The organism is Amycolatopsis sp. NPDC039088, from assembly GCF_055598845.1.
Genome location: NZ_JBVKAE010000027.1, coordinates 47,233 through 65,238, shown reverse-complemented (window position 1 = coordinate 65,238; position 18,006 = coordinate 47,233). Strand labels below are relative to the sequence as shown.

Annotated in this window: 20 protein-coding genes; 3 read left to right on the top strand and 17 right to left on the bottom strand. The window is 66.2% G+C overall.

The genetic code is table 11. The features are described 5' to 3' along the window. Positions 1–258 precede the first annotated feature (258 nt). Both ACZ7KI_RS30105 and ACZ7KI_RS30100 read right to left on the bottom strand, forming a co-directional pair. Entirely contained in the window at positions 259–744 is a 486-nt protein-coding gene (locus tag ACZ7KI_RS30105) for a hypothetical protein (protein ID WP_470276430.1), read from the bottom strand. Further along, on the bottom strand, positions 741–1,070 hold the full coding sequence (locus ACZ7KI_RS30100; protein WP_470276429.1) for an AlbA family DNA-binding domain-containing protein: 330 nt from the start codon (positions 1,068–1,070) through the stop codon (positions 741–743). The genes ACZ7KI_RS30105 and ACZ7KI_RS30100 overlap by 4 nt, the downstream gene beginning before the upstream one ends. Positions 1,071–1,378: 308 nt before the next feature. Between ACZ7KI_RS30100 and ACZ7KI_RS30095 the strand changes: the two genes are divergently transcribed. The 3 genes from ACZ7KI_RS30095 (at position 1,379) to ACZ7KI_RS30085 (ending at position 4,303) form a co-directional block, all read left to right on the top strand. Beyond that, on the top strand, positions 1,379–1,744 hold the full coding sequence (locus tag ACZ7KI_RS30095) for an effector-associated constant component EACC1 (protein ID WP_470276428.1): 366 nt from the start codon (positions 1,379–1,381) through the stop codon (positions 1,742–1,744). Between the two features lie 29 nt (positions 1,745–1,773). Beyond that, positions 1,774–3,234, top strand: a complete 1,461-nt coding sequence (locus tag ACZ7KI_RS30090) for a caspase family protein (RefSeq protein ID WP_470276427.1) — start codon at positions 1,774–1,776, stop codon at positions 3,232–3,234. Positions 3,235–4,132: 898 nt separating this feature from the next. Next, the gene (locus tag ACZ7KI_RS30085) at positions 4,133–4,303 is read left to right on the top strand and encodes a hypothetical protein (RefSeq protein ID WP_470276426.1); all 171 of its coding nucleotides are present in this window, start codon (positions 4,133–4,135) and stop codon (positions 4,301–4,303) included. A gap of 178 nt (positions 4,304–4,481) precedes the next feature. Here ACZ7KI_RS30085 and ACZ7KI_RS30080 read toward each other — a convergent pair whose 3' ends face one another. The 15 genes from ACZ7KI_RS30080 to ACZ7KI_RS30010 form a co-directional block, all read right to left on the bottom strand. Continuing rightward, the gene (locus ACZ7KI_RS30080) at positions 4,482–4,976 is read right to left on the bottom strand and encodes a hypothetical protein (protein WP_470276425.1); all 495 of its coding nucleotides are present in this window, start codon (positions 4,974–4,976) and stop codon (positions 4,482–4,484) included. Between the two features lie 22 nt (positions 4,977–4,998). Beyond that, positions 4,999–6,132, bottom strand: coding sequence for a NucA/NucB deoxyribonuclease domain-containing protein (locus tag ACZ7KI_RS30075; protein ID WP_470276424.1), 1,134 nt, complete (start codon positions 6,130–6,132; stop codon positions 4,999–5,001). A gap of 1,003 nt (positions 6,133–7,135) precedes the next feature. Beyond that, positions 7,136–7,759 carry a PIG-L deacetylase family protein gene (locus ACZ7KI_RS30070; protein ID WP_470276423.1) on the bottom strand — a complete coding sequence of 208 codons (624 nt, stop codon included), beginning with the start codon at positions 7,757–7,759 and terminating at the stop codon, positions 7,136–7,138. A gap of 5 nt (positions 7,760–7,764) precedes the next feature. Beyond that, positions 7,765–8,622, bottom strand: a complete 858-nt coding sequence (locus ACZ7KI_RS30065; protein WP_470276422.1) for a 5'-3' exonuclease — start codon at positions 8,620–8,622, stop codon at positions 7,765–7,767. Then, entirely contained in the window at positions 8,622–9,743 is a 1,122-nt protein-coding gene (locus ACZ7KI_RS30060) for a glycosyltransferase family 4 protein (protein WP_470276421.1), read from the bottom strand. Before ACZ7KI_RS30060 ends, ACZ7KI_RS30065 begins: the two co-directional genes overlap by 1 nt. Next, positions 9,736–10,299: a phosphoribosyltransferase gene (locus ACZ7KI_RS30055; RefSeq protein ID WP_470276420.1), complete on the bottom strand. Its 564-nt coding sequence runs from the start codon at positions 10,297–10,299 to the stop codon at positions 9,736–9,738. Before ACZ7KI_RS30055 ends, ACZ7KI_RS30060 begins: the two co-directional genes overlap by 8 nt. A 15-nt stretch (positions 10,300–10,314) precedes the next feature. Next, positions 10,315–10,854, bottom strand: coding sequence for a helix-turn-helix domain-containing protein (locus tag ACZ7KI_RS30050; RefSeq protein WP_470276419.1), 540 nt, complete (start codon positions 10,852–10,854; stop codon positions 10,315–10,317). A gap of 67 nt (positions 10,855–10,921) precedes the next feature. Beyond that, a complete protein-coding gene (locus ACZ7KI_RS30045) occupies positions 10,922–11,866 on the bottom strand; it encodes a radical SAM protein (protein ID WP_470276418.1) in 945 nt (314 codons plus the stop codon). A gap of 29 nt (positions 11,867–11,895) precedes the next feature. Further along, complete coding sequence (locus ACZ7KI_RS30040; RefSeq protein WP_470276417.1) at positions 11,896–12,804, bottom strand: glycosyltransferase family 2 protein; 909 nt, start codon at positions 12,802–12,804, stop codon at positions 11,896–11,898. Between the two features lie 122 nt (positions 12,805–12,926). After that, positions 12,927–13,412 (bottom strand): DUF6884 domain-containing protein, encoded by a 486-nt coding sequence (locus ACZ7KI_RS30035; protein ID WP_470276416.1) that lies wholly within the window; start codon positions 13,410–13,412, stop codon positions 12,927–12,929. Next, a complete protein-coding gene (locus ACZ7KI_RS30030) occupies positions 13,409–13,966 on the bottom strand; it encodes a formylglycine-generating enzyme family protein (RefSeq protein WP_470276415.1) in 558 nt (185 codons plus the stop codon). The genes ACZ7KI_RS30035 and ACZ7KI_RS30030 overlap by 4 nt, the downstream gene beginning before the upstream one ends. A gap of 3 nt (positions 13,967–13,969) precedes the next feature. Further along, positions 13,970–14,668 carry a reverse transcriptase domain-containing protein gene (locus ACZ7KI_RS30025; RefSeq protein WP_470276414.1) on the bottom strand — a complete coding sequence of 233 codons (699 nt, stop codon included), beginning with the start codon at positions 14,666–14,668 and terminating at the stop codon, positions 13,970–13,972. A 295-nt stretch (positions 14,669–14,963) separates the two neighbouring features. Continuing rightward, positions 14,964–15,668, bottom strand: a complete 705-nt coding sequence (gene queC, locus ACZ7KI_RS30020; protein WP_470276485.1) for a 7-cyano-7-deazaguanine synthase QueC — start codon at positions 15,666–15,668, stop codon at positions 14,964–14,966. A 706-nt stretch (positions 15,669–16,374) separates the two neighbouring features. Next, a complete protein-coding gene (locus ACZ7KI_RS30015; RefSeq protein WP_470276484.1) occupies positions 16,375–16,665 on the bottom strand; it encodes an Mbov_0395 family pilin-like conjugal transfer protein in 291 nt (96 codons plus the stop codon). 92 nt (positions 16,666–16,757) lie between these two features. Then, positions 16,758–17,849: a sigma-70 family RNA polymerase sigma factor gene (locus ACZ7KI_RS30010; RefSeq protein WP_470276413.1), complete on the bottom strand. Its 1,092-nt coding sequence runs from the start codon at positions 17,847–17,849 to the stop codon at positions 16,758–16,760. Between the last annotated feature and the right edge of the window lie 157 nt (positions 17,850–18,006).

Here is an 18,006-nt window from a genome sequence, read left to right as displayed (position 1 = left end):
ACAGTGCGCGATCTCGCTGTCGGCGGCAGATAGTTCGTCTTCCCGCTCGCTGTCATCGAAGCTGCCTTTGTGACACCCACATCCTCCCCTGAGGAATTGGGCTCAACATCGGTCGAGTCGACGCACTCTCATGCCGCCTAGCGTGCGTTCGTGGGGACAGACCCGACAGGGCGAATCGGCCGAGAAAGCTGTCCGCGCTTGATGTCGACTGCCTGTGGATAGTTCCGGTCGTGGCGACGCGTTGTCGGACCGCTGGAGCTACGTCTGGCTGGATGTCTGGTCGTCGCGCGCAGGCGGGTGAACCATCTTTACGTTCGAGATGCCACCCCGATTCAGACAGTCCTCGGCGAGCTCGTGCACGTGCCAGTAGAAATCCACCGAGGACGCCGGCGCGTTCACAGTCGTCTCGACGGGCGTGTACCGGTGAAGAGGAATCGACACACCGTCGTAGTCAAAGCCCATGTTGTCCGTGGTCAGGATCGTGAGTGGCGTGTCGCCTCCCCATTCGATCCCGACCCGAATGTCATACTCGTTGTACTTGTCGCTTCCGCGGTCGTGCGTATGAGCCATCAGGTCTGCGATCGCGCCCTCGAGAGCGGCCGATCTGATCTGCCGGCCTTCGAGTGATTCGCCGCCACGTGACGGGTGCCCGCCGGCGGCGGCCGCGAGAGTAATCGAGCCGTCGTGGTGGATGCTGATCCACGACTCCTTCCAGGTAGAACGACCTTCCATCGACATGTTCACTGCGACCCATCGGCGCAGACCCGGGCGATCACAGCCCGTTCGCCCTCAGAGCCGAGACTGTGCACGTTCAGACCGAAGACCGGCGTAGAGATCGCGGTGATCGCCACGCTACGCAGCGAACGCTCGTAGGTTTCGTCAAACACACCTACGTCAACCCGGCTGACCGCGGCCTTCTGCGACTCGCGCACGCCGAACACGATCACACCGCCACCGCTGTTGACCATCGCCGCAACGTCTTTGGGGACGTCGGTCTGCGCCAGTCCCTTCGCGGGCGGCAGTTCGGACTTCCAGTCGAGGTCACTCGACTCGGTGACACCCGAGGCCACGGCTCGGTGAGGAGATCGTCGCTCAGCGGTCCGGGGTCGGCCCGACTGCCCGATGAAGAGCCGTGAAGGTCATCACACAAGATGAGGGACGAAGCCCGAGGAGACACCGGTTCAAGCCAGGGCGAGTCCCGGCGACGGGTGTCGATGGGGCTGATCCTCGACGCCGAAGATGCTTACTCCCATCGAAGTTCGGCGCTGTACAAAGCCGTGCCGGCGAGCCGTTTCACTGCCCTAAGCAGAGCCCAATTAAGCCGGGACGCGCTACCCTCCGGAGTTGACTGAAGACGCACTGCGGTGGGAGTTCGACGATGGGGCAAGCAGCGGAGATCACGATTCTCGACGGCGTTCAGTTCGATGCCGAACGGCGGTTCCTCCACGACTGGTTTCGGACTGCTCCCGGCTTCCGCGGCTCGGTACGCACACCGGCGCCGCCCCGGGAGTCGGGAAAGCTCGGTGGTGTCTCTGACGTGCTGGTCGTGGTTTTCGGGGCCGGTGGAACCGCTACGTTGTTCGTCAAGCTGATGGCGGACTGGCTCGTCGCCCGTCGCCCCAAGGTGCGCATCAAGGTCACCGGTCCCGACGGCCGGACGGTCGAGGTCGAAACAGAAAACCTGACCGGAGACCAGCTCGCCGACGTGGTGTCGACGGTCGTGTACCCCGAAGACAAGGCATGAACGTCCCACATTCCGCCTCCTCCTCGGCGGTGCTGGTCGGGAGCAGCCGCTTCGCCGATCACGAGCTGCTCAACGTGCCCTCGATCCGTACGAACATCCATGACCTCGCCTTCGAGCTCTCGCTCGAAGGGCACGGTTTCCTTGCCTCGAGCAGGATCACGTCGGTGATCGACAAGGAGATGCCCGAGGTCGGCGACGCGGTGCGGCAGGCCTGTGCCACCGCGACCGATCTCCTCGTCGTGTACTACGCGGGCCACGGCCACCTCGATCACGCTGGCGAGCTGTACTTGAGTCTGCCTGGGACGTCACCGGATCTCCTGGCCTGGACGGCCATTCCATGTGCGGCGTTGCTCGCGGAGATTGACGCTTCGCCCGCGCGGCAGCGGATCCTGATTCTGGACTGCTGCTACGCGGGCCGCGCGGCGCTCGGAGGGGAGCCTCAGGAAGGTCTCATTCAGCAGCTGCCCGAGCCGGAACGGACCTTTGTGCTCGCCGCGACACCAGCCCACACTCGCGCTGACGCACCCGTCGGTGCCCGGTACACCGCCTTCACCGGCGAGCTGATCGAGCTGTTACGGCACGGCGCACCCGGCGGCCCCGACCTCCTCGACGCGGAGTACGTCTGCAAGCAGCTGCAGACCCGACTCACCCGTCGCGGACTGCCAGCGCCCTGCCGCAAGGCGACCGGCGGCATCCGGCCGGTCCTGATTGGGCGGAACTCCGCCACTGGCACCTGCGGGCCGGAAGAACGAGCGCCCAGCGTCGAAGACCACGTAGAGCACGGCACTCCCGTCCCGCTGGCCCGGACAGAGAGGCTGTCGTGGGTTCTTGATCCTGCGGGAGATGTGGTCCGGCGGCTGGACTCGATCGTGGAACAGGCACATGCGGCGGACGGGATGGGTGGTGCCGGCCGCCCGGAACGGGCGTCGGCGCTCCTCGAAGAGCTGATCGCCGACGCTTCTCTGCTCGTGGGCGAGAGCGACCACCAAGTCGTCCTGCTGAAGATTAAGCAAGCCGGGTGGCTGAGGCGAGCCGGCGCGATAGACGACTGCCTTGAGGTGTGTGAAAACGTCCTGTCCGGATATGACGAGCTGGATCTCGACAACCGGTGGACCCGGGCCGTGGTCATCGACTACGCCCACGTCCTCGGCGAGTCCGGAGATATCACCAAGGCGAACGAGTACGTCGACCTGGTCATAGCCGAGACGGATGGCCTCGTCAACGACTACGACCTCGAGCCGATCGTTGAACTTCGCTTGGCACGGATCGAGTGGGAACGCCGCGGTGGCGACCTGGAGCAGGCGGCCCGACTTGCCGCAGACCTCCTCGGCTATCTGAGGGTCCGCAACGGTTTCTCTGGCGACCTGACTTGGCAGGTGGAGAGGGTCTACACGAAGCTGATCAAGAAGATCGGCCAGCGCCGCGGGCTAAGGCTTCGGCTGCGTGCGGCCCGCACCACGGCGGGCACAATCCTCAAAGACAACTGGTGACCCTGCTCCACCCAGCCCTGGGCGCTGGCACGAATTCCGAGGCGTAGTGAGGAAGTGACTGGACTGTATCGCGCCTGGCGCCTCGCCGATGGTGATCACTGTCGAGATGCCCGGCAACAGTTGCACATTAGTCGAACTGCAGGCCCTGAGGAGGGGGCAAGTCGACGTGCATTGGATGGGCATCTCAGGCGCTGACGACGACCTGGACGATGCTGCGGCCGTTGTCGTTGGCGGCGTCCAGGTGGGCACTTCGGGACCGAATTTGATGGTCCGTGACGCTACGTTGACTATCCCGATAGCTGTGCCTGATCCTGATCTCAGCGTCACAGTTCGGGTGACGTTCGAATGCCGCGGAGTAGGAGGACGTGGGTGCACCTGGACCAGAAAGAAGGCCGTTGAGTTGAAGCGTCCTTCCAGGGTGGCAGCCTTTTAGCTGATGCCGGAGTCCCTGTCGGTGACCGGGCACTTCGCCGAGCTCGCCGGCTCTGATGAGGCCATTCTCGATGAGTCTCCGCATCAGCCATAGTGACCTATGCAGGTCGAGGCCGGATCGCACCCGATGACATCGGCGGACGAGCGTTGTGTCAGGGCGCTGCCAATTCTGGTGATGGTTGTCAGTTCACGGTATCTAGCTGGCGCCTGACTCAAACTCATTTCGCATTCCCAGCTGAACCGCGCCGCATTTACAGGTGTCTTTTTCGGTAGCCACCCACATGACGCACACCGAATGTGGTCAACGAGGTCGAGCGCGGCCCTGGCGAATGCCCGTGCGTCCACCTTCGTTAGATCCCACGACCGCGGGTCAGGGTGCACGGTGAGGTTGCGTAGCTCCTCATCGGTCGCCGCCATGACGCGGGGCAACCGGACCGATCCGATCCTGGTCGACTCGACTAGGTGCGTGAGCACGTCCAGCGGGACCGACGGGTTGTACGCCACGGTCTCGCCGTACGTCCGCGGACTCGTCGTTCGCCAGGTTGCGCAGGATCGGCTCCGCCACCACGGGGTTGACGGCCAGGCCCGCACGGACACCGAGGATGTGATCGGCCGCCAGCCGCTGCTGGGCATCTAAAGGCAGATCCGGCCGTTCGGCGAGTGCCCATCGAATCGCCATGTCGTCGTGGCTCAGCAGGGCGGTCACCTCGCCCACCGCACCGCTGCTCGTGTCACCGCGTGCCTTTGTCGTAGCCAGCGGTGAAAGCTGCCCCACTGTGCACGTGCGGTGCCAGCTTTTGGCTGGTTGGTGGCATTTATTCGTAGTGTCGCGCGAACTCATCCGGGCCGTAGACGAGCATAGGTTCCAGCTGGGACGCAGTAGGCCATACTTGGATGAGATGATGCTCGACAGGGGACGGGTCGAATTCTGGGCGCGCTAAGGCAGCAGCCCTATTCCGGGCCGAGATGCGTAGTCTGATCCAGCCGGGGGCAACCTCGAAGTGCTGCGGTCCGCTGCTGCTGTAGAGGTCTTGCACGGTGAGGTGGCCGGCGGGGCAGTCAAGCGTCTTTTCTGCTGCCATATCCCAGCTCTGGTCGATTTCTGCGGGCGGTTGCTCGAGAGCTTGGATGGTCAGTCGGACCTTGCCGTACTGGGTGCCGCAGAGAACGGCGATCCAGTTATCTTCGCCGACGAATAATCCGAATTGGGAGTCAGGCCAGTCGTTGTCGATTCCGGGGGAAGCGCGAATGTGGTACTGGCCGTCCTGGACGGGGAATTCCAGTACCACACTCTCGTTCGCGTCAGCCATTTCTGGCTAGCTCCTCAAGTTCCTACCAGGCTCGTGATCCGTCTTTCTTGATAGCCTGGACGTAGAACTCATCTGTGTCAAGAACGCGATAGTAGTCGAAGTAGGCGGCGGTCAGACCCCCCTGTGAGCTGTTCGCCTCGGCGGGAACAGTGCGAGTGGAACGATCGCCGGGAGCGGCGCCGTTGCCGCCTTGGTAGGACGAGGCCAGAGGGTACTCGTCGCAGGATGGGGCTGGGCTGCCCCCGCAGGCGACGCGACGGTTGGCTTCGATCTTGGTCAAGTCGGTCAGCCTGGTCAGGGGCTTTCCTGCATAAGGGCGTCCCCAGTGGCTGGGGAGGGTGCGGATCGCGTCGTAGACGTGGTCGGCGACAGGTCCGACCTTTTCGTTGTCGGTGGCGCTGTACATGACGAACGCGAGGCCTTTGTCATCGACGCAGCCGGCGCCATAGCGGTTCGTTTCGGCGTTGTCACACCGGCCCCAGAGAGTGTTGCCGTAGTGGTCGGCGATCGTCACCGGGTTCGCCGGCGTGGTCAATTCGAGAGCTGAGCCGAGGTTTCCGGTTATGGGAAGCACCTGGTTATTGGTCATGGACGCTGAATACTGGGTGTACCACTTGGTCACCTTCGCCTTCGGAGGCAACGCCACCGGCTCGTTCTCGTCATTGGAGCCCGACAGGCGCGATGTCGTGCACTTGTCCTGATGGCCGAAGCACCCGGTCCACGAGTTCCCGGCAGTCCCTCCTTGGAGAGTCCCCCATGTCTTGGTGACCGTTACTTCGACGTCCAGGTCCCACGCTGGTGTGGAACCCTGCCCTTCCTCGAAGTCGGCCGACGACTTGATGTTCAGGTCCACGGTTCCGATGGGAGTCTTCACGCCGTTGACTTCTCGGTAGTGGGTCACGGTCCAGTTCCGGTCGGAGCAGGAGATCGCCCGTGTCGGGTTCGAGACACCGAGCAAGCACGCAGGGGAGATCGCTTGCGGTGACGCATCGCCGCCGGAACGACGCGCGGTCAGTGGTGCGGACGCTGGATCCTCGCCCACGGGGACGGCGCTTGTCGGTAGCTCGCCGCTGCTCGTCACGACGGTGCACTCGTAATTGTCGCGTGTCCCGAGTTTGGCCGCGCGCTGCGCGCACAGCTGTTCCTGTTGCTGCACCGGCATTGTGGACCGATTCGCCTCGACAGGCAGTGTGTCGGCGGAAGCTGACGTGCTTAGCGCCACCGTGAAGCTAAGAGACGCCACGACACTAGCGCTTAGTAAGGCGACATGTCGAATAAGTCTAGGCAAAACAAACCCCTCTGTTTCACAAGCTGACCGAAATAAAGACAAAGACTTACTGGGAGCAAGTTTGAACACTGGCCGATAGCAAGGAGTCGCACGCTGGCAGTGTCGAATGCCGGATCGACGACTCGTCGGCGCGTGAACAATGTGACGTGCTGTGACTGGTATTGTCCGGAACAAGCGTCCGCAGCCCCAGATTTCCCGGTGCGGCAAAGTATCGCTAGTGTATGTAGGTCTTGCCCCAGCTTCCCCTTGGTTCAGGACTAACAATGCCTGTCTACCGAGGTGCGGAAGTCGTTGTCAAGGAAATGAAGGGGGGCGGGTAGCTGTAGTCGAGATGTTGATGGATTCCGCAGGGTGCGCCCCGCTGATCAACGGATATTTCATAGTCTTTCATGCGGCGGCGGACACGATGCGGGCCCTTGCGGGAATACACGGGTCTCTGAATCGGACAGTCGCTCGAGGACTTCGGAGGTGGCGGTTGAGACTGCTACGCTAAGGAGCTTGCGCGCTACGTGATCACGGTGATGGCGACCTGGAGGTACGCCGAATGCCGACAGGTCGAGAAGACGGATGTCGCGACCGCGATTAAGGCATCCGGTGGTGGTACGACCGCGCAAGTTCCTGAAGCGACCTTGCGCCACTATGCGGCGCTGTCCAGGCCCATGCTTCGCGGGCGGCGGACCTCGTCGTCCACAGCAGTGGTGCGGCCTCCGCAAGCCAGGACTTCCACAACTACGGGCGCAATGGCGCTCCATCGCGCTGGAACTTTGCCGTAGCTGGGAGTTCGGGACGTCAGGAAGACCTGATCGGGCCAGCGCGAGCGTCGATTGTCAGTAGGGCAACTGCGCGTGTGTCACGATGAGGTGCGCTCTGATCATAGGGTGAGCGCGGCTGGGAGATGTCCGAGTACGGGCAGCGGCATGAAATTCTCCGCATGGCGCACACCGATCCGGCTTCCCCAGAGGCGTGCGAGTGCCTCGGCCATCGGTCCGAAGTGGTCGCCGATTGGCTGGGAGGCGTGCGCCGCGAGGGCGCGTTGTTTTTGTCCGTAGGTATCGGTGATGTCGATGATGGTGTGCGCAGGAGTGGGCCCATCGAGCGTGAGGCTGTTGTAGGAGTCAGCCATGTAGACCCGGTGTGGATGCCCTGTGGAGATGACGACATCTGGCAGGGCCGCGACGAGGGTTTCGGCGACTGCGCGGTGGTCGGGGTGGACATCGTGCAGCGGATGGGTAATGACGACCTCCGGCCCGACGGCGAGCAGTAGTTCGCGAAGCGACACCACGGTGGGCTGGTCGTATTGGTACAGCGTGGCCCCCAAGATCGCCGCGCCTGCCGCGGCTTCGGTGTCCCGTCCTGGTTCGGCGTGGCGCGGGACGGCGATGGTGACGGCGGCCCCGGAGGCGGAGCAGCGTGCGAGGGTTCCGCCGGCCCAGAGTTCAGCGTCGTCGGGGTGGGCCATCACGGTCAGCACGGACGCTGGAGCGGTGAACGGCACGCCACTCACCAGAGTCCGAGTTTCTCGATGACGTCGGCGGGCCTGGGCAATTCTCGCGCGGGAACGCCGGTCGGGTGGAGTGGGAGTGTGAGGTCGGTGCGCATTCGGATGAGCTCGCGCCAGGCGAGTACTTGTTCCCAGGTTTCGGCGACCTTGGTGTTCCTCGCGCCGGTCAGTCGTCCGGAGTCTGGGAGTTGGTCGAGGTGGAGTCCGTCTGCCAGGAGCGTGGCCGCTGTGCCTTGTCCGATCCCTTTCACTCCAGGGATGTTGTCGGCAGGGTCGCCTTTGAGGGCGCAGAAGTCGGGCCACTGTGCGGGGGTGACGTTGTAGCGTTCGGTGACCTCGGCGGGGCCGATGTGCCGTCGGCCGCGTTTCATCACGGTGTTGAGGGTGCGGACGTGCTCGTCGACGAGTTGGTAGAAGTCGCGGTCGCCGGACATGATCCAGACCCGGCGGCGGGGTTCGCGTTCGCGGGTGGTGGCGACGAGGGTGGCGATGACGTCGTCGGCTTCGGCGGTGTCGATCTCGATCCAGTGGATGCCGTAGCCGGTCAGGGCTTGCTGGACGTGCGGGATCGCGCGCAGGGGTTTGAGGGCGGCCTCGTCGATGACGCGGTTGGCCTTGTAGTCGGAGTCGCTGTCCTTGCGGTCGGCGGCGCCGTGCTCGCCGTCGAACACGACGAGGACCTCCGGTGGTTCCGGCATCTCCTCCCGGATCGCGACGCGGAGCAGGGCGAAGAACCCGAATTCGGCCGTGAGATCGCGGGTTTTGTCGCGGGAGAGGATCGCGGCGGGGAATCCGAACGCCGCGCGCCAGAGCAAGTTGTGACCGTCTACTAGGAGCAAAGGGACGCCAGCAGGCATCACCGCACCGCCTTTACGAATGTCTCGGCGACTGTGGTGGGCAGATAGTCCCGCGAGCGGTAGTACGCAGCCCTGGATAGGTTCGCGTAGCGTACTGGATCTGCGAGTAGCTGTTCGGCGGCGCGCCAGAGGCCGTGCTCGCCCCACGAACGAGGGACGATCACTCCGCCCGCGTCGTTTCCGGTGCCGACCAGGGCGGGCAGGTTACCCACGTCGAAGGCGACGACCGGGGTCCCGACACCCATGGCCTCCAGCGCTACCAGCCCGAAGGTCTCCCGTAGCGAGGGGACGATCACCACTGCGGCTTGCGCGAGCCAGGGCGGCACCCGGTCCCAGTCGAGACCACCGCCGTGGACGGTACCGAGCGTGAGGTGGGCCGCCGAGTAGCGGCACTGGTCCAGTTCGGCAGCCTGGCCGCCGACGGTGGCCTCGAACCCGGCCTCGCCGACGATCACCTCGACCGTGCGGCCGACCAGCCGTCCGGCGTCCAGCAAGGCCCGGACGTTCTTCTCCGGCCCGAGCCGGGCCAGGATCCGGATCGGGCCATGCCGTCGCAGAGCCTCGCGTCGCGAGTCGGGTGGTGGTGCCGGGGCATGCAGCAGGGCATTGGGTACGACTTGCCAACCGCCGGTGTCGTAGCCGCGACCGTGTGCCTGGTCTAGCACCGTTTGAGACGGTGCGATGACCAGGTCTGCACGGGCCAGGGCGGGCTCGAGGTCCTGGTCATGCCCGACGACGTGCATGGCCAGGACCGTGCGGGCCCGGCTGATCGGTGCGACTCTGCCGAGACCCCATAAGCCGTCGGTGTAGACGGCGACGTCGACCCGGTGCTCGCGGTACACCTCGCACAGTTCGGCGGCGAGCAGTGCGTCCTGCCCGTGGGTGCTGATCGCGTTGCGCAATTCGTCGTCGTCGCAGGGGAAGGTGACGCCCACTGAGCCCACTCGCATCACGGTGTCGTCCCGGGTGTCGATCGGGGCGGCGGTCAGGATGAGGCTGCGGTGGCCGAGCTGGCGCAGGCCGTGTGCGAGGGCGGCGGTGGCGCGTTCGATTCCGGCCGGCGCGTTCGCGGTGTAGGAGGCCAGGACAAACGCGACGGTCAACGGTGGCGCGCTAGGCATGGCGGGAGACCTTCCTCGGCGGCGGGAGCGGTGTGGTGTCGTGGTTGGCGGGTGGTTTTTCCCAGGGGAAGACGACCCAGTCGGAGACGGTCCAGATCGAGTAGTTCGGCCGAGTGGACGCGCCGGTGTTGAGGCACAAGACCGCGGTCAGGATCTGGGCATCCGAACCGAGTAAGGGGGCGAGGTCGGCGTGGACGCGGCGGAGGGTCGCACCGCTGCCACAGATGTCGTCCACTATCAGCACGCGGCCCTGGAGCTGTTGCCCGTTGAGAGTGCGAGTCAGCGGCGTGAGATCGAGGGTCACCTCACCGGTGGCTTGCTGGTACGCGTCGTCGCTGGTGTTGTGGCGGGCGTGGACGATGCGGGCGTTCAGCCGAAGTGTGGAGGCGATGAGGTGGGCGGGCGCGATACCGCCGTTGGCGATGCCGATGACCCGCTCGATCGACGAGTGATCACGCAGGATCGCGTCCGCGAGGAGCGTGGCGGCGTCATGGAGAGCCTCCGGTGTCACGCGCCAGATCCGGTGGTGGTCGAAGTCGCGCTGTGCTGTGGCCATTTGCGGGTCTATTCCTTACAGAGCAGGGGATATCGCGTCAGCGAGTTGGGTGCTTGGGTTGTGGGGGATACGGAGTTCACGCAGGGCTTGCACGAGGTCATACACGGTGGTTCCGGCGATGTCGGCCATCGCGGACAACGCGGTAACGTCGAGCTCTTCGACCAGGACGCGTTCTGCAGAGGACTGCTGGGCACGGACCTGCGCCCAGCGTCGGAGAGGCCGCAGCCTGGGATCGGTGGTCTGCGCGAGGCCGAGGAGATCGACCGTGATGTGAGTGCCGTAGTGGCCGCTGAACGCGAGTGTGGTCGCGCGGCGAAGTAGTTCGTCTGGTTGTCTTTTCAACACGGCGCACACTTCGATCAACCGCTCGACGGATATCCGGCGCGTGCCGAGTTCATAGCTGGCGAGCGTTTGCAAGGAAAGGTCATCGTCGCTGGTGCACATCGCGGCGCGCATCTGCTTGCGGGTCCAGCCACGTTCTCTCCGCGCGGACCGCAGGGTCTCGCCCAGGGCGCGCGCGAACTGGTCGAGCTGCTCGCTCGTCGGTGTGTTCATGGCCTGTCCTCCGAAATGCGGCGCGTGCCTGTGACCTTGGGCGATTTCGATGTCCTCCGCGGAGCGATCACGCTGAGCCGTCGCGTGCGGTCAGCGCGAGATCGCTGGCCGTGCGCAGGGGGTGGAGCGAGCTGATGGCGTGGGCGCCGGGCTGGTTACGCCAGAGTTGGCCGTCAGCGCGGATCACTGTGAAGCCTCCGGCTGCGTCGCGAGTACGCAGACGTACGGGTACGGCTGCGGTGGTGCTCAGCTCGGCGAGCAGAGCGAGGGCCTCGTTATCGGACAGCTGCTCGGCATCGGCCAGGGCGGCGCCTTCCCCGATGGGAAGCATCTGCAGGAAGGTCACCCCGCTCACTCCCAGGGTGGCGGCCAAGTCGACCATCGCTCGGATGCTGGCTTGGTCTGTGGAGCGTAGAAGCACGGCCTGAATCTGTGTGGGGATGCCCTGGGCGATCGCCGCGCGGATTCCAGCGATGGCGGCGTCGAAACTGCCTGCGCCGCGCCACCGGTCGTGACGTTCGGCGTCCGGGCCGTCCAGGCTTATCCGTACGGCGTCCACACGGGTGGCGAGGGCTTCGGCGCGGCGGGCCAGGTGCGTTCCGTTGGTCGTCACGCTGACCGCGCAGCCGCCCGCGACGAGCACGTCGCTCAATTCGGGTAAGTCGCGCAGCAGCAGTGGTTCGCCGCCGGAGATGTCCACGCCCAGGACCTGGGACTCGGCGAGCAGGTTCGCGATGCGGTAGCGCTCGGCCCGGCCCAGTTCGAGGACGGCCTTGTCGTCCAGGCAGTACGGACAGGCGAGGTTGCAGCGCACAAGGGGTGACCAGCACACGCTGATCGGCACGTTCGTTTGCACGGCCGCCGGGTGGATTTCAGGCCAGGATGCGACGTCCGCGCTGGACAACTGGACGCGCCCGGAGCCGAGCGCGATTCCGGCGCGGTGGGTCAGCCCGGTGAGCGGATCATGGATCACGCTCTCATCGCCGTGTTTTCGCGCCGCGAAGGTACGCATCGTGGTTGTCATCGTTGGGGTTGACGGTGTCATCGCAGTACCTCGCAGGAGTGCAGCAACTCGGTCATTTCGGCCAGGAATCCTTGGGATCGGCCGGCGGGAGCGGGACGCCGCATGAGGTCCCAGTAGCGGGCGAGGGTGTCGGGCCAGCTGGCGAGTTTGTGTCGCCATTGCTGCTCGGCGTCCGGGGGATCGAGGTGGAACCCGACGGCCTGCCGGAGCGGGATGACCAGCAGTCCGGCCGCGATCAGGCACGCGCCGAGATAGGTGTCTTCCATGCCCCAGCCGATTCGTCCGAACTCGGGATCGAATCCCCCGACGTCGAGGACGGCGCTGCGAGGAACGGCGACCAGGGCGGTGACGACCATGCGGGGTAGGTCCCAGTCGACATAACGCCGGCCGTAGCCGAGGTCAAGGAAGTCTCGAGTGTGGTCCAGCGGACGGCCGTCGAGGCGCTTGTCCAGGGTGATGCCGGTGTAGAGCAGCGGTTGGCCGACCGGTGGCCGCCAGACGACTCGGTGGTCGGCCGCGAGGTCCGGGTGGCCGGCCAGCACTCCGCGCCCGCCCTGGTGCAGGTCGTAGGGAAGGTTGTGGCGGAACCCGACGAGCACCGTGGTCTCGGTCGCGCGGGCGGCGATGTCGGTGATCACGTGCGGGGGCAGAACCATGTCACCGTCGAGATAGAGGACGGTTTGCCCGCGGGCGAGCGCGGTACCAAGGTTGCGCGCGGTGGCCGCGCCCGCACGTTCAGGGATCCGCAGGACGGTGGTGACGATCGGGTGCTGGACGGCGACGGCGGCGGTGACGTCGGTGCTGGCGTCGTCGACGACGATGACCTCGAACTTGTACCGGTGGTGCTGGCCTTCCAAAGCGTCGAGCACGGCCGAAAGGCAGTAGCCGACATTGTGGGCCGGGATGACGACCGAGAGGGTGCGCACGGCGGCTAGTGGAAGACATGAGGGCGTAGGCGCGTGCCAGCCGACTCCTGATACCGCTTCCCAGCTTCGGGTACTGCTGGTGTGCAAGTTGTTGCGGTGCAGTAATTCCTCGTGCAGCGTGGTCACGCCCACCCCCAGTCTCGGAGGTGGGGCAGTGCGTCGTGCCATGCCCTCGGATCCGGGATGATCGTGATCTGCCCGAATCGGGCGGGATGGTCGAACACGCGTTGGAGAGCGTGCAGGTACAGGGGCTCGACCAGGATCAGCACGTGCCGCAGCGACGGTGTATCGGCGAGTTCGGCGTCAAGTTGCGCGGCGACCGTCCGCTCGTGCAGGCGCGCGGCCTCTGCCCGCGTCTTAAGCCGGTGGTCGTAGGTGCTGATCGGCGTCTCAGGGCGCAGCAAGCCGTAGGCGCCGGACAGGATCCGGATCCGAGCTCGGCGCGCGGGATCGGCGGCGAAATGTTCTTGCGCGCTCGGGACGCATCCGCCCTGGTAGAGGTCGAGAGCCTCGACCGGCGCGGCGGTGACGAGCTTCCTCTGTGAACAGTTGAGGATGATCAGCCCTTGGCTGGGTGCGAGGACGCGAGTGGGTGGCTGGAGAGTCATAGCTCGCGCACCACCCGCATGCCGACGCCACGCGAGCGCAATTCAGCGGGGGCGGCGTTGAGAAACGTGCATTGCGCGTACAACGATGGCGAGGCGTAGGAACCACCGCGGATGAGGAATCCGTCGTTCATCGTGGTGCTGGCGGTCCACTCCCACACATTGCCCGCGACATCGAGCATGCCTTCCGGGGTGGCTCCGGCGGGATGCGTGTCGACCGGGGTGACCGTGTCGTGCAGGGAGTCACGCAGGTTCGCGAACGCCGGCTGCCAGGGCGTGGTGCCCCATGGCCAGCGGCGTCGTCCGGGTCCGGCGGCCATCCATTCCCATTCCGCTGAGCGCGGCAACCGGCCGCCGAAACGACCGGCGATCTGGGTCGCCTCGGCGTGACTGATCTCGGTGACGGGGTACCGCCACCCGATACCGGGCTGTTCGCTCGATAGGTGTCCGTGGGTGAGCGGGGTGCGCGTCCACAACAAGGTCGGGATTCTGACCGGACGCCCGGTGTCCCCGTACGCGCAGGTTCCGCCGTCGATCTTGATCCATTCCAGGTGCATGCCTCAACCGCCGATCAGGAACAGGTCTTCGACGTTGGCGTCGTTCCGTATGCGGCTCTTGCGCTCGTTGGGGCGGAGTCGAAAGCTCAAGAGCGCGTCGCTGACGGTGTAGAAGGCCGCGTGTGCTTCCTCACGGCTGGGGGAGAAGGCGGCATAGTTGTCGGCGAAACGGACGACTCGAAGCTGTGTGAGGTGGTTGTCCACTTGAGACAATCGAAGGTTGATCAGCAGGGGCGCCAGACCTGAGCCCGCCGCGAGCGGACTCGGCATCGCGGCGAGTGCCGTACGCAGAAGACTCAGGAAAGTGCCGTCGTGAATGTGCTCGGCATGCCAGTCGATGACCTCGTCGATCGTCGCGCCCTCGGACACCGACGCGACGTCGAGATCGGCGATCCACCGGAAGCCAGCCTGATGATGGACGGCGGCCTGCCGCAACGAGGTGATGCGATTTCGGCGCGGGCGGAATCCCGAGACCCAGTCGCGGAAAGCCGTCGCTTCCAGCACCGGCTCAAGCGCGTTACGCAGCGCGCGGTGCACCAGGCGATCCCGCACGGTGGGGATGAAAGTGCGCATCTGTTTGCCGGTATAGGTGGGCAGCTGCACCTCCCGGACCGGTCTGGGCCGCCACCTGCCCTCGGCGAGATCGAGGGCCAATTGCGGCAGCATCACGTGGGCCTCGCTGCGAAGCCGCCCCCAGGTCATGCCATCGGTACCAGGGGCGGAGGCTCGCCGACCGCACTGACGCAACGCGCGGCGTAGACGCGGCTCGGACAGCAGCGGCATCAGTGAGTGCGACTGCGGACCGGCGGCCGAGGACGCTGGTGCGGGTGCCTTCCGGTGCGCTACCGTCTTGGGTGCTTGGGCGGCAGGAACGATCCCCTCGCCACGCTGAACTAGCTCGCTACCCGACACTCGCGAGCTGTGGCGCTGGGAACGACGGCCCCGCCCAGGCCCTGCCGGTGATCCGAACTCCGTGTCCGCCATCGCTGTCACCTCCTCACACGCTGCCGTACCTAGTGGGGTCAGGGAGGTCGTTCTGCTGGAACGCTTCCTTGCGTTCGGTGCAGGTCCCACACGTTCCGCAGTGCGTCGTCCTGCCCCGGTAACACGACCACGTTTTCTCGAACGGCACGCTGAACGCCGTGCCGATACGGACGATGTCGGCCTTGCGTTGGGCGATAAACGGGGCAAGGATCTCGAAATCGTCGTCCAGAAGTCCTTCGTTGGCGACGCGAGTCGACCGTGTGAAGCGCTCGACGAACTCCGGTCGGCAGTCCGGGTAGACGGCGTGGTCACCCGCGTGAGCGCCGAACGCCACCGCGTCGGCCTTGCGAACAAGGGCTAGCGAGACCGCGATGTCGAGCATGATCGCGTTGCGGTTCGGGACGATCGTCGCCCGCATCGACTCGTCGGTGTAGTGCCCGTCTGGCACCGGTACGTCGGCGTCGGTCAGGGCAGAACCGGCCAGCAGCCGGCCAAGCATCGCCAGGTCGACGACCTCATGTGGACAGTCGAGCAACCGCGCGATCTGAGCCGCGTACTCCAGTTCGACCCGGTGCCGCTGACCGTAGTCGAAGGACAACAGCGTCAGCTTCGCACCTCGCGCGGCCAGCCAGTACGCCAGCACGGTGGAGTCCAGTCCGCCGGAGGCGATCACGATGGCGTGCCGCGGGTGCCGGTGTGTGGAGGAGCCGATCGGCATGATCACCACGCCCCGCGCGGAAGGGATGTCGAGCGGGCAGCGTCGGCTACCGTGGTCCACGGCGGAAGGGTCATGTGCGGTTGCGGCCGTTCAAGCCACCGGACGCCTTCGCTCACGTTGTCCAAAGAGGGAAGCAGGATGCTCTCGCCGAGCGGCTTCCAGCCGATCTGCACTCGGGCAGCACCGACCCGGGGAAACACGACACCGGCGGCGCTGACGGGCCGGGCACCAGCGGTGTGCTCGGCGGGCCTGTCGGAGGCGCGGGTCGCGGGGACGAGGGTGTCGGTAGCAGGCAGGCGGGTTCGGCCGAACCCGGTGTGCAGCTGGGGTTGGGAGGTAGTGGTAGTGCCGGTGGTTGCGCGGGCGCCGTAGGCGCTGCCGCAGCCACGGGTACGGGCGTAGCGACGGGTGCTGCCGATGCGTTCAGCGCGATTCCGGTGACAGTCACCAGCAGCGGCCCCAGCACCGCGAGGAGGCGAGCCCACCGCCGCTGGGGCAGCCAGCGGTCGCGTCGGCGACGGCGCGGAGCCGGGCCTGTCGGCGGTCTGACCATGAGCCTGTCGCCGCGTCCTGGCTCGGCGTCCGTGCGGTGATGGAGAGGAGCGGACTCGGACGTTCGGGCGGCGCGCACCGTCGGCCTCGTCGGGCGGCGCCGGGCAGGGTCGCGTGGACGGAAGGAAGGGGTGTGGCGTGGGGTGGTCATCGCTCACACCCCGCCCACGATGCCCTTGAGGATCTCGACCACGAGCGGGGCGAGCGCGGCGAGCCCGAAGCCGATGCCGGCGGCTTTGAACGCGCCCTTGGCTTTCTCGATTTCGCCGGGGTCACCCGAGGCCATCAGGTAGCGCAGGCCGCCGATGGTGATGAACACGACCGCGACCCCGGCCAGGATCCCCATGATCCAGTTGCGGATGTTGTTGAGGACCTGATCGACGGTCGCCGCGAGCGCGACGTAGTGGATCGTGTCCGCCCGCGCGGCCGAGGACGTCAGCAGCATCACGGCGGCGACCAGGCACCCGATCAGCACGACACGGCGATGGTGTCCCCGGCGCGCGGGAGTCGGGTGCGGACGGTGGCGGTGCGATGGTGTCAGTCGCATGAGGGGGCCTCCTGCGTGAGCGCCGAGCGGCGGCCGGAGCCGGGCGACTGGTGGTGACGCGCGTGCGCCGTCGTTCGGGTCTCGCGTGCGGTGACTCCGGATTCCGGGTCGGGTGAGGGCGCCGGGTGCATGAATTTCCTCGCCAGTTCCGGACTCAGACGTGTCACGCTGCGTAGCCGCAGACGGTGGGTTCGGGATAGGCGCAGGGCAGGGTGGCGGGGCGTGCTGGGACGGTCGCGACGGCCGGGGGCCGGTGCGGCGCCGGAGGTGCCGTCGGCCGGTTCGGTGAGGAAGCGGGCCAGGCGCTGCTCGGCGCGATGACGGGCTTTCTGGGTCGTCTTGTACAGCTCCCCGCGCGCCTGTGCCGCCTCCGCCAGTGCCAGTTCTCCGAAGTGGGTGGCCGAGATCAGCGCGGCCTCGTCGGTGGTGATCACGCCCGCTCGGACAGCGGCCACGAGCACGAGGTCCTGGTGTCCGCTCGCGCTGGGCGGCGGTGCGGAACGGAAGCCGACGTCCTCGACTGTGGGGGGCGCGTCGCCTTCTTCCTCGTCCACTGGGGGCGGAGCGTCGAGCGCCTCGCGCAGCGCGGCGTAACCGGCGCGGTAGGCCGCCCACCGCAGCCGCACGAGGATCGCCGGCCGGTCCAGTGCGACCTCGCCGAGCCCGGCGAGGAATCCGGTCAGGACGGCGGAATGGATGTCGTGCTTGTCTCCGCGGAACCGGTTGGTCAGCTGTGCGGCGACCGGCAGCAGTACCGGCATCGCCAGCCCGACGCACGCCATCGTCCAGGTGCCGCCCTCCGCGCGCGCCCGGGCGACCAGATGGGCCCACGCCGCGTCCCGGGTCGCCTGGGCGCAGTCCTGGCGCAGCAGCAGCGTGCCGAGCTCGTCCAGCGGTACCGGGCGCGGCGGCAGCCCGTGGATCGCCGCACCGTCCACGCACACGGGATGCGGGCCGGTCACCAGCCAGCCGAAGGTCGCGATGGCGGCGTCGAACACCCCGCCGTCGTGGGCGTATTCATCGTTTCGGCGAAGAGCGAAAAAGTCTGGCTCGGGGCCGGTTTTCGAGAGCGGAAAATCCATGGCGGCAGCTCCTGATAAAGACTGGATCAGTGCGGCCACCAGAAAGCCAGGAGCAGCGCCTCAAAAGCGCCTAAAAAGCGCCTCGCAACCGCTTCAAAAGCGCCTCAAAGGGCGCCTCAAGGGTAGCGACGGGCACATTGCGCGCGGTCTGGCGAGC

What these genes read in the sequence shown, in the direction of transcription:
- ACZ7KI_RS30095 (WP_470276428.1), top strand. Translation starts at nt 1,379, where the DNA reads ATGGGGCAAGCAGCGGAGATCACGATTCTCGACGGCGTTCAGTTCGAT.
- ACZ7KI_RS30080 (WP_470276425.1), bottom strand. Translation starts at nt 4,976, where the DNA reads ATGGCTGACGCGAACGAGAGTGTGGTACTGGAATTCCCCGTCCAGGAC.
- ACZ7KI_RS30065 (WP_470276422.1), bottom strand. Translation starts at nt 8,622, where the DNA reads ATGCCTGCTGGCGTCCCTTTGCTCCTAGTAGACGGTCACAACTTGCTC.
- ACZ7KI_RS30060 (WP_470276421.1), bottom strand. Translation starts at nt 9,743, where the DNA reads ATGCCTAGCGCGCCACCGTTGACCGTCGCGTTTGTCCTGGCCTCCTAC.
- ACZ7KI_RS30055 (WP_470276420.1), bottom strand. Translation starts at nt 10,299, where the DNA reads ATGGCCACAGCACAGCGCGACTTCGACCACCACCGGATCTGGCGCGTG.
- ACZ7KI_RS30050 (WP_470276419.1), bottom strand. Translation starts at nt 10,854, where the DNA reads ATGAACACACCGACGAGCGAGCAGCTCGACCAGTTCGCGCGCGCCCTG.
- ACZ7KI_RS30045 (WP_470276418.1), bottom strand. Translation starts at nt 11,866, where the DNA reads ATGCGTACCTTCGCGGCGCGAAAACACGGCGATGAGAGCGTGATCCAT.
- ACZ7KI_RS30035 (WP_470276416.1), bottom strand. Translation starts at nt 13,412, where the DNA reads ATGACTCTCCAGCCACCCACTCGCGTCCTCGCACCCAGCCAAGGGCTG.
- ACZ7KI_RS30030 (WP_470276415.1), bottom strand. Translation starts at nt 13,966, where the DNA reads ATGCACCTGGAATGGATCAAGATCGACGGCGGAACCTGCGCGTACGGG.
- ACZ7KI_RS30025 (WP_470276414.1), bottom strand. Translation starts at nt 14,668, where the DNA reads ATGACCTGGGGGCGGCTTCGCAGCGAGGCCCACGTGATGCTGCCGCAA.
- queC (WP_470276485.1), bottom strand. Translation starts at nt 15,668, where the DNA reads ATGCCGATCGGCTCCTCCACACACCGGCACCCGCGGCACGCCATCGTG.
- ACZ7KI_RS30015 (WP_470276484.1), bottom strand. Translation starts at nt 16,665, where the DNA reads ATGCTGCTGACGTCCTCGGCCGCGCGGGCGGACACGATCCACTACGTC.
- ACZ7KI_RS30010 (WP_470276413.1), bottom strand. Translation starts at nt 17,849, where the DNA reads ATGGATTTTCCGCTCTCGAAAACCGGCCCCGAGCCAGACTTTTTCGCT.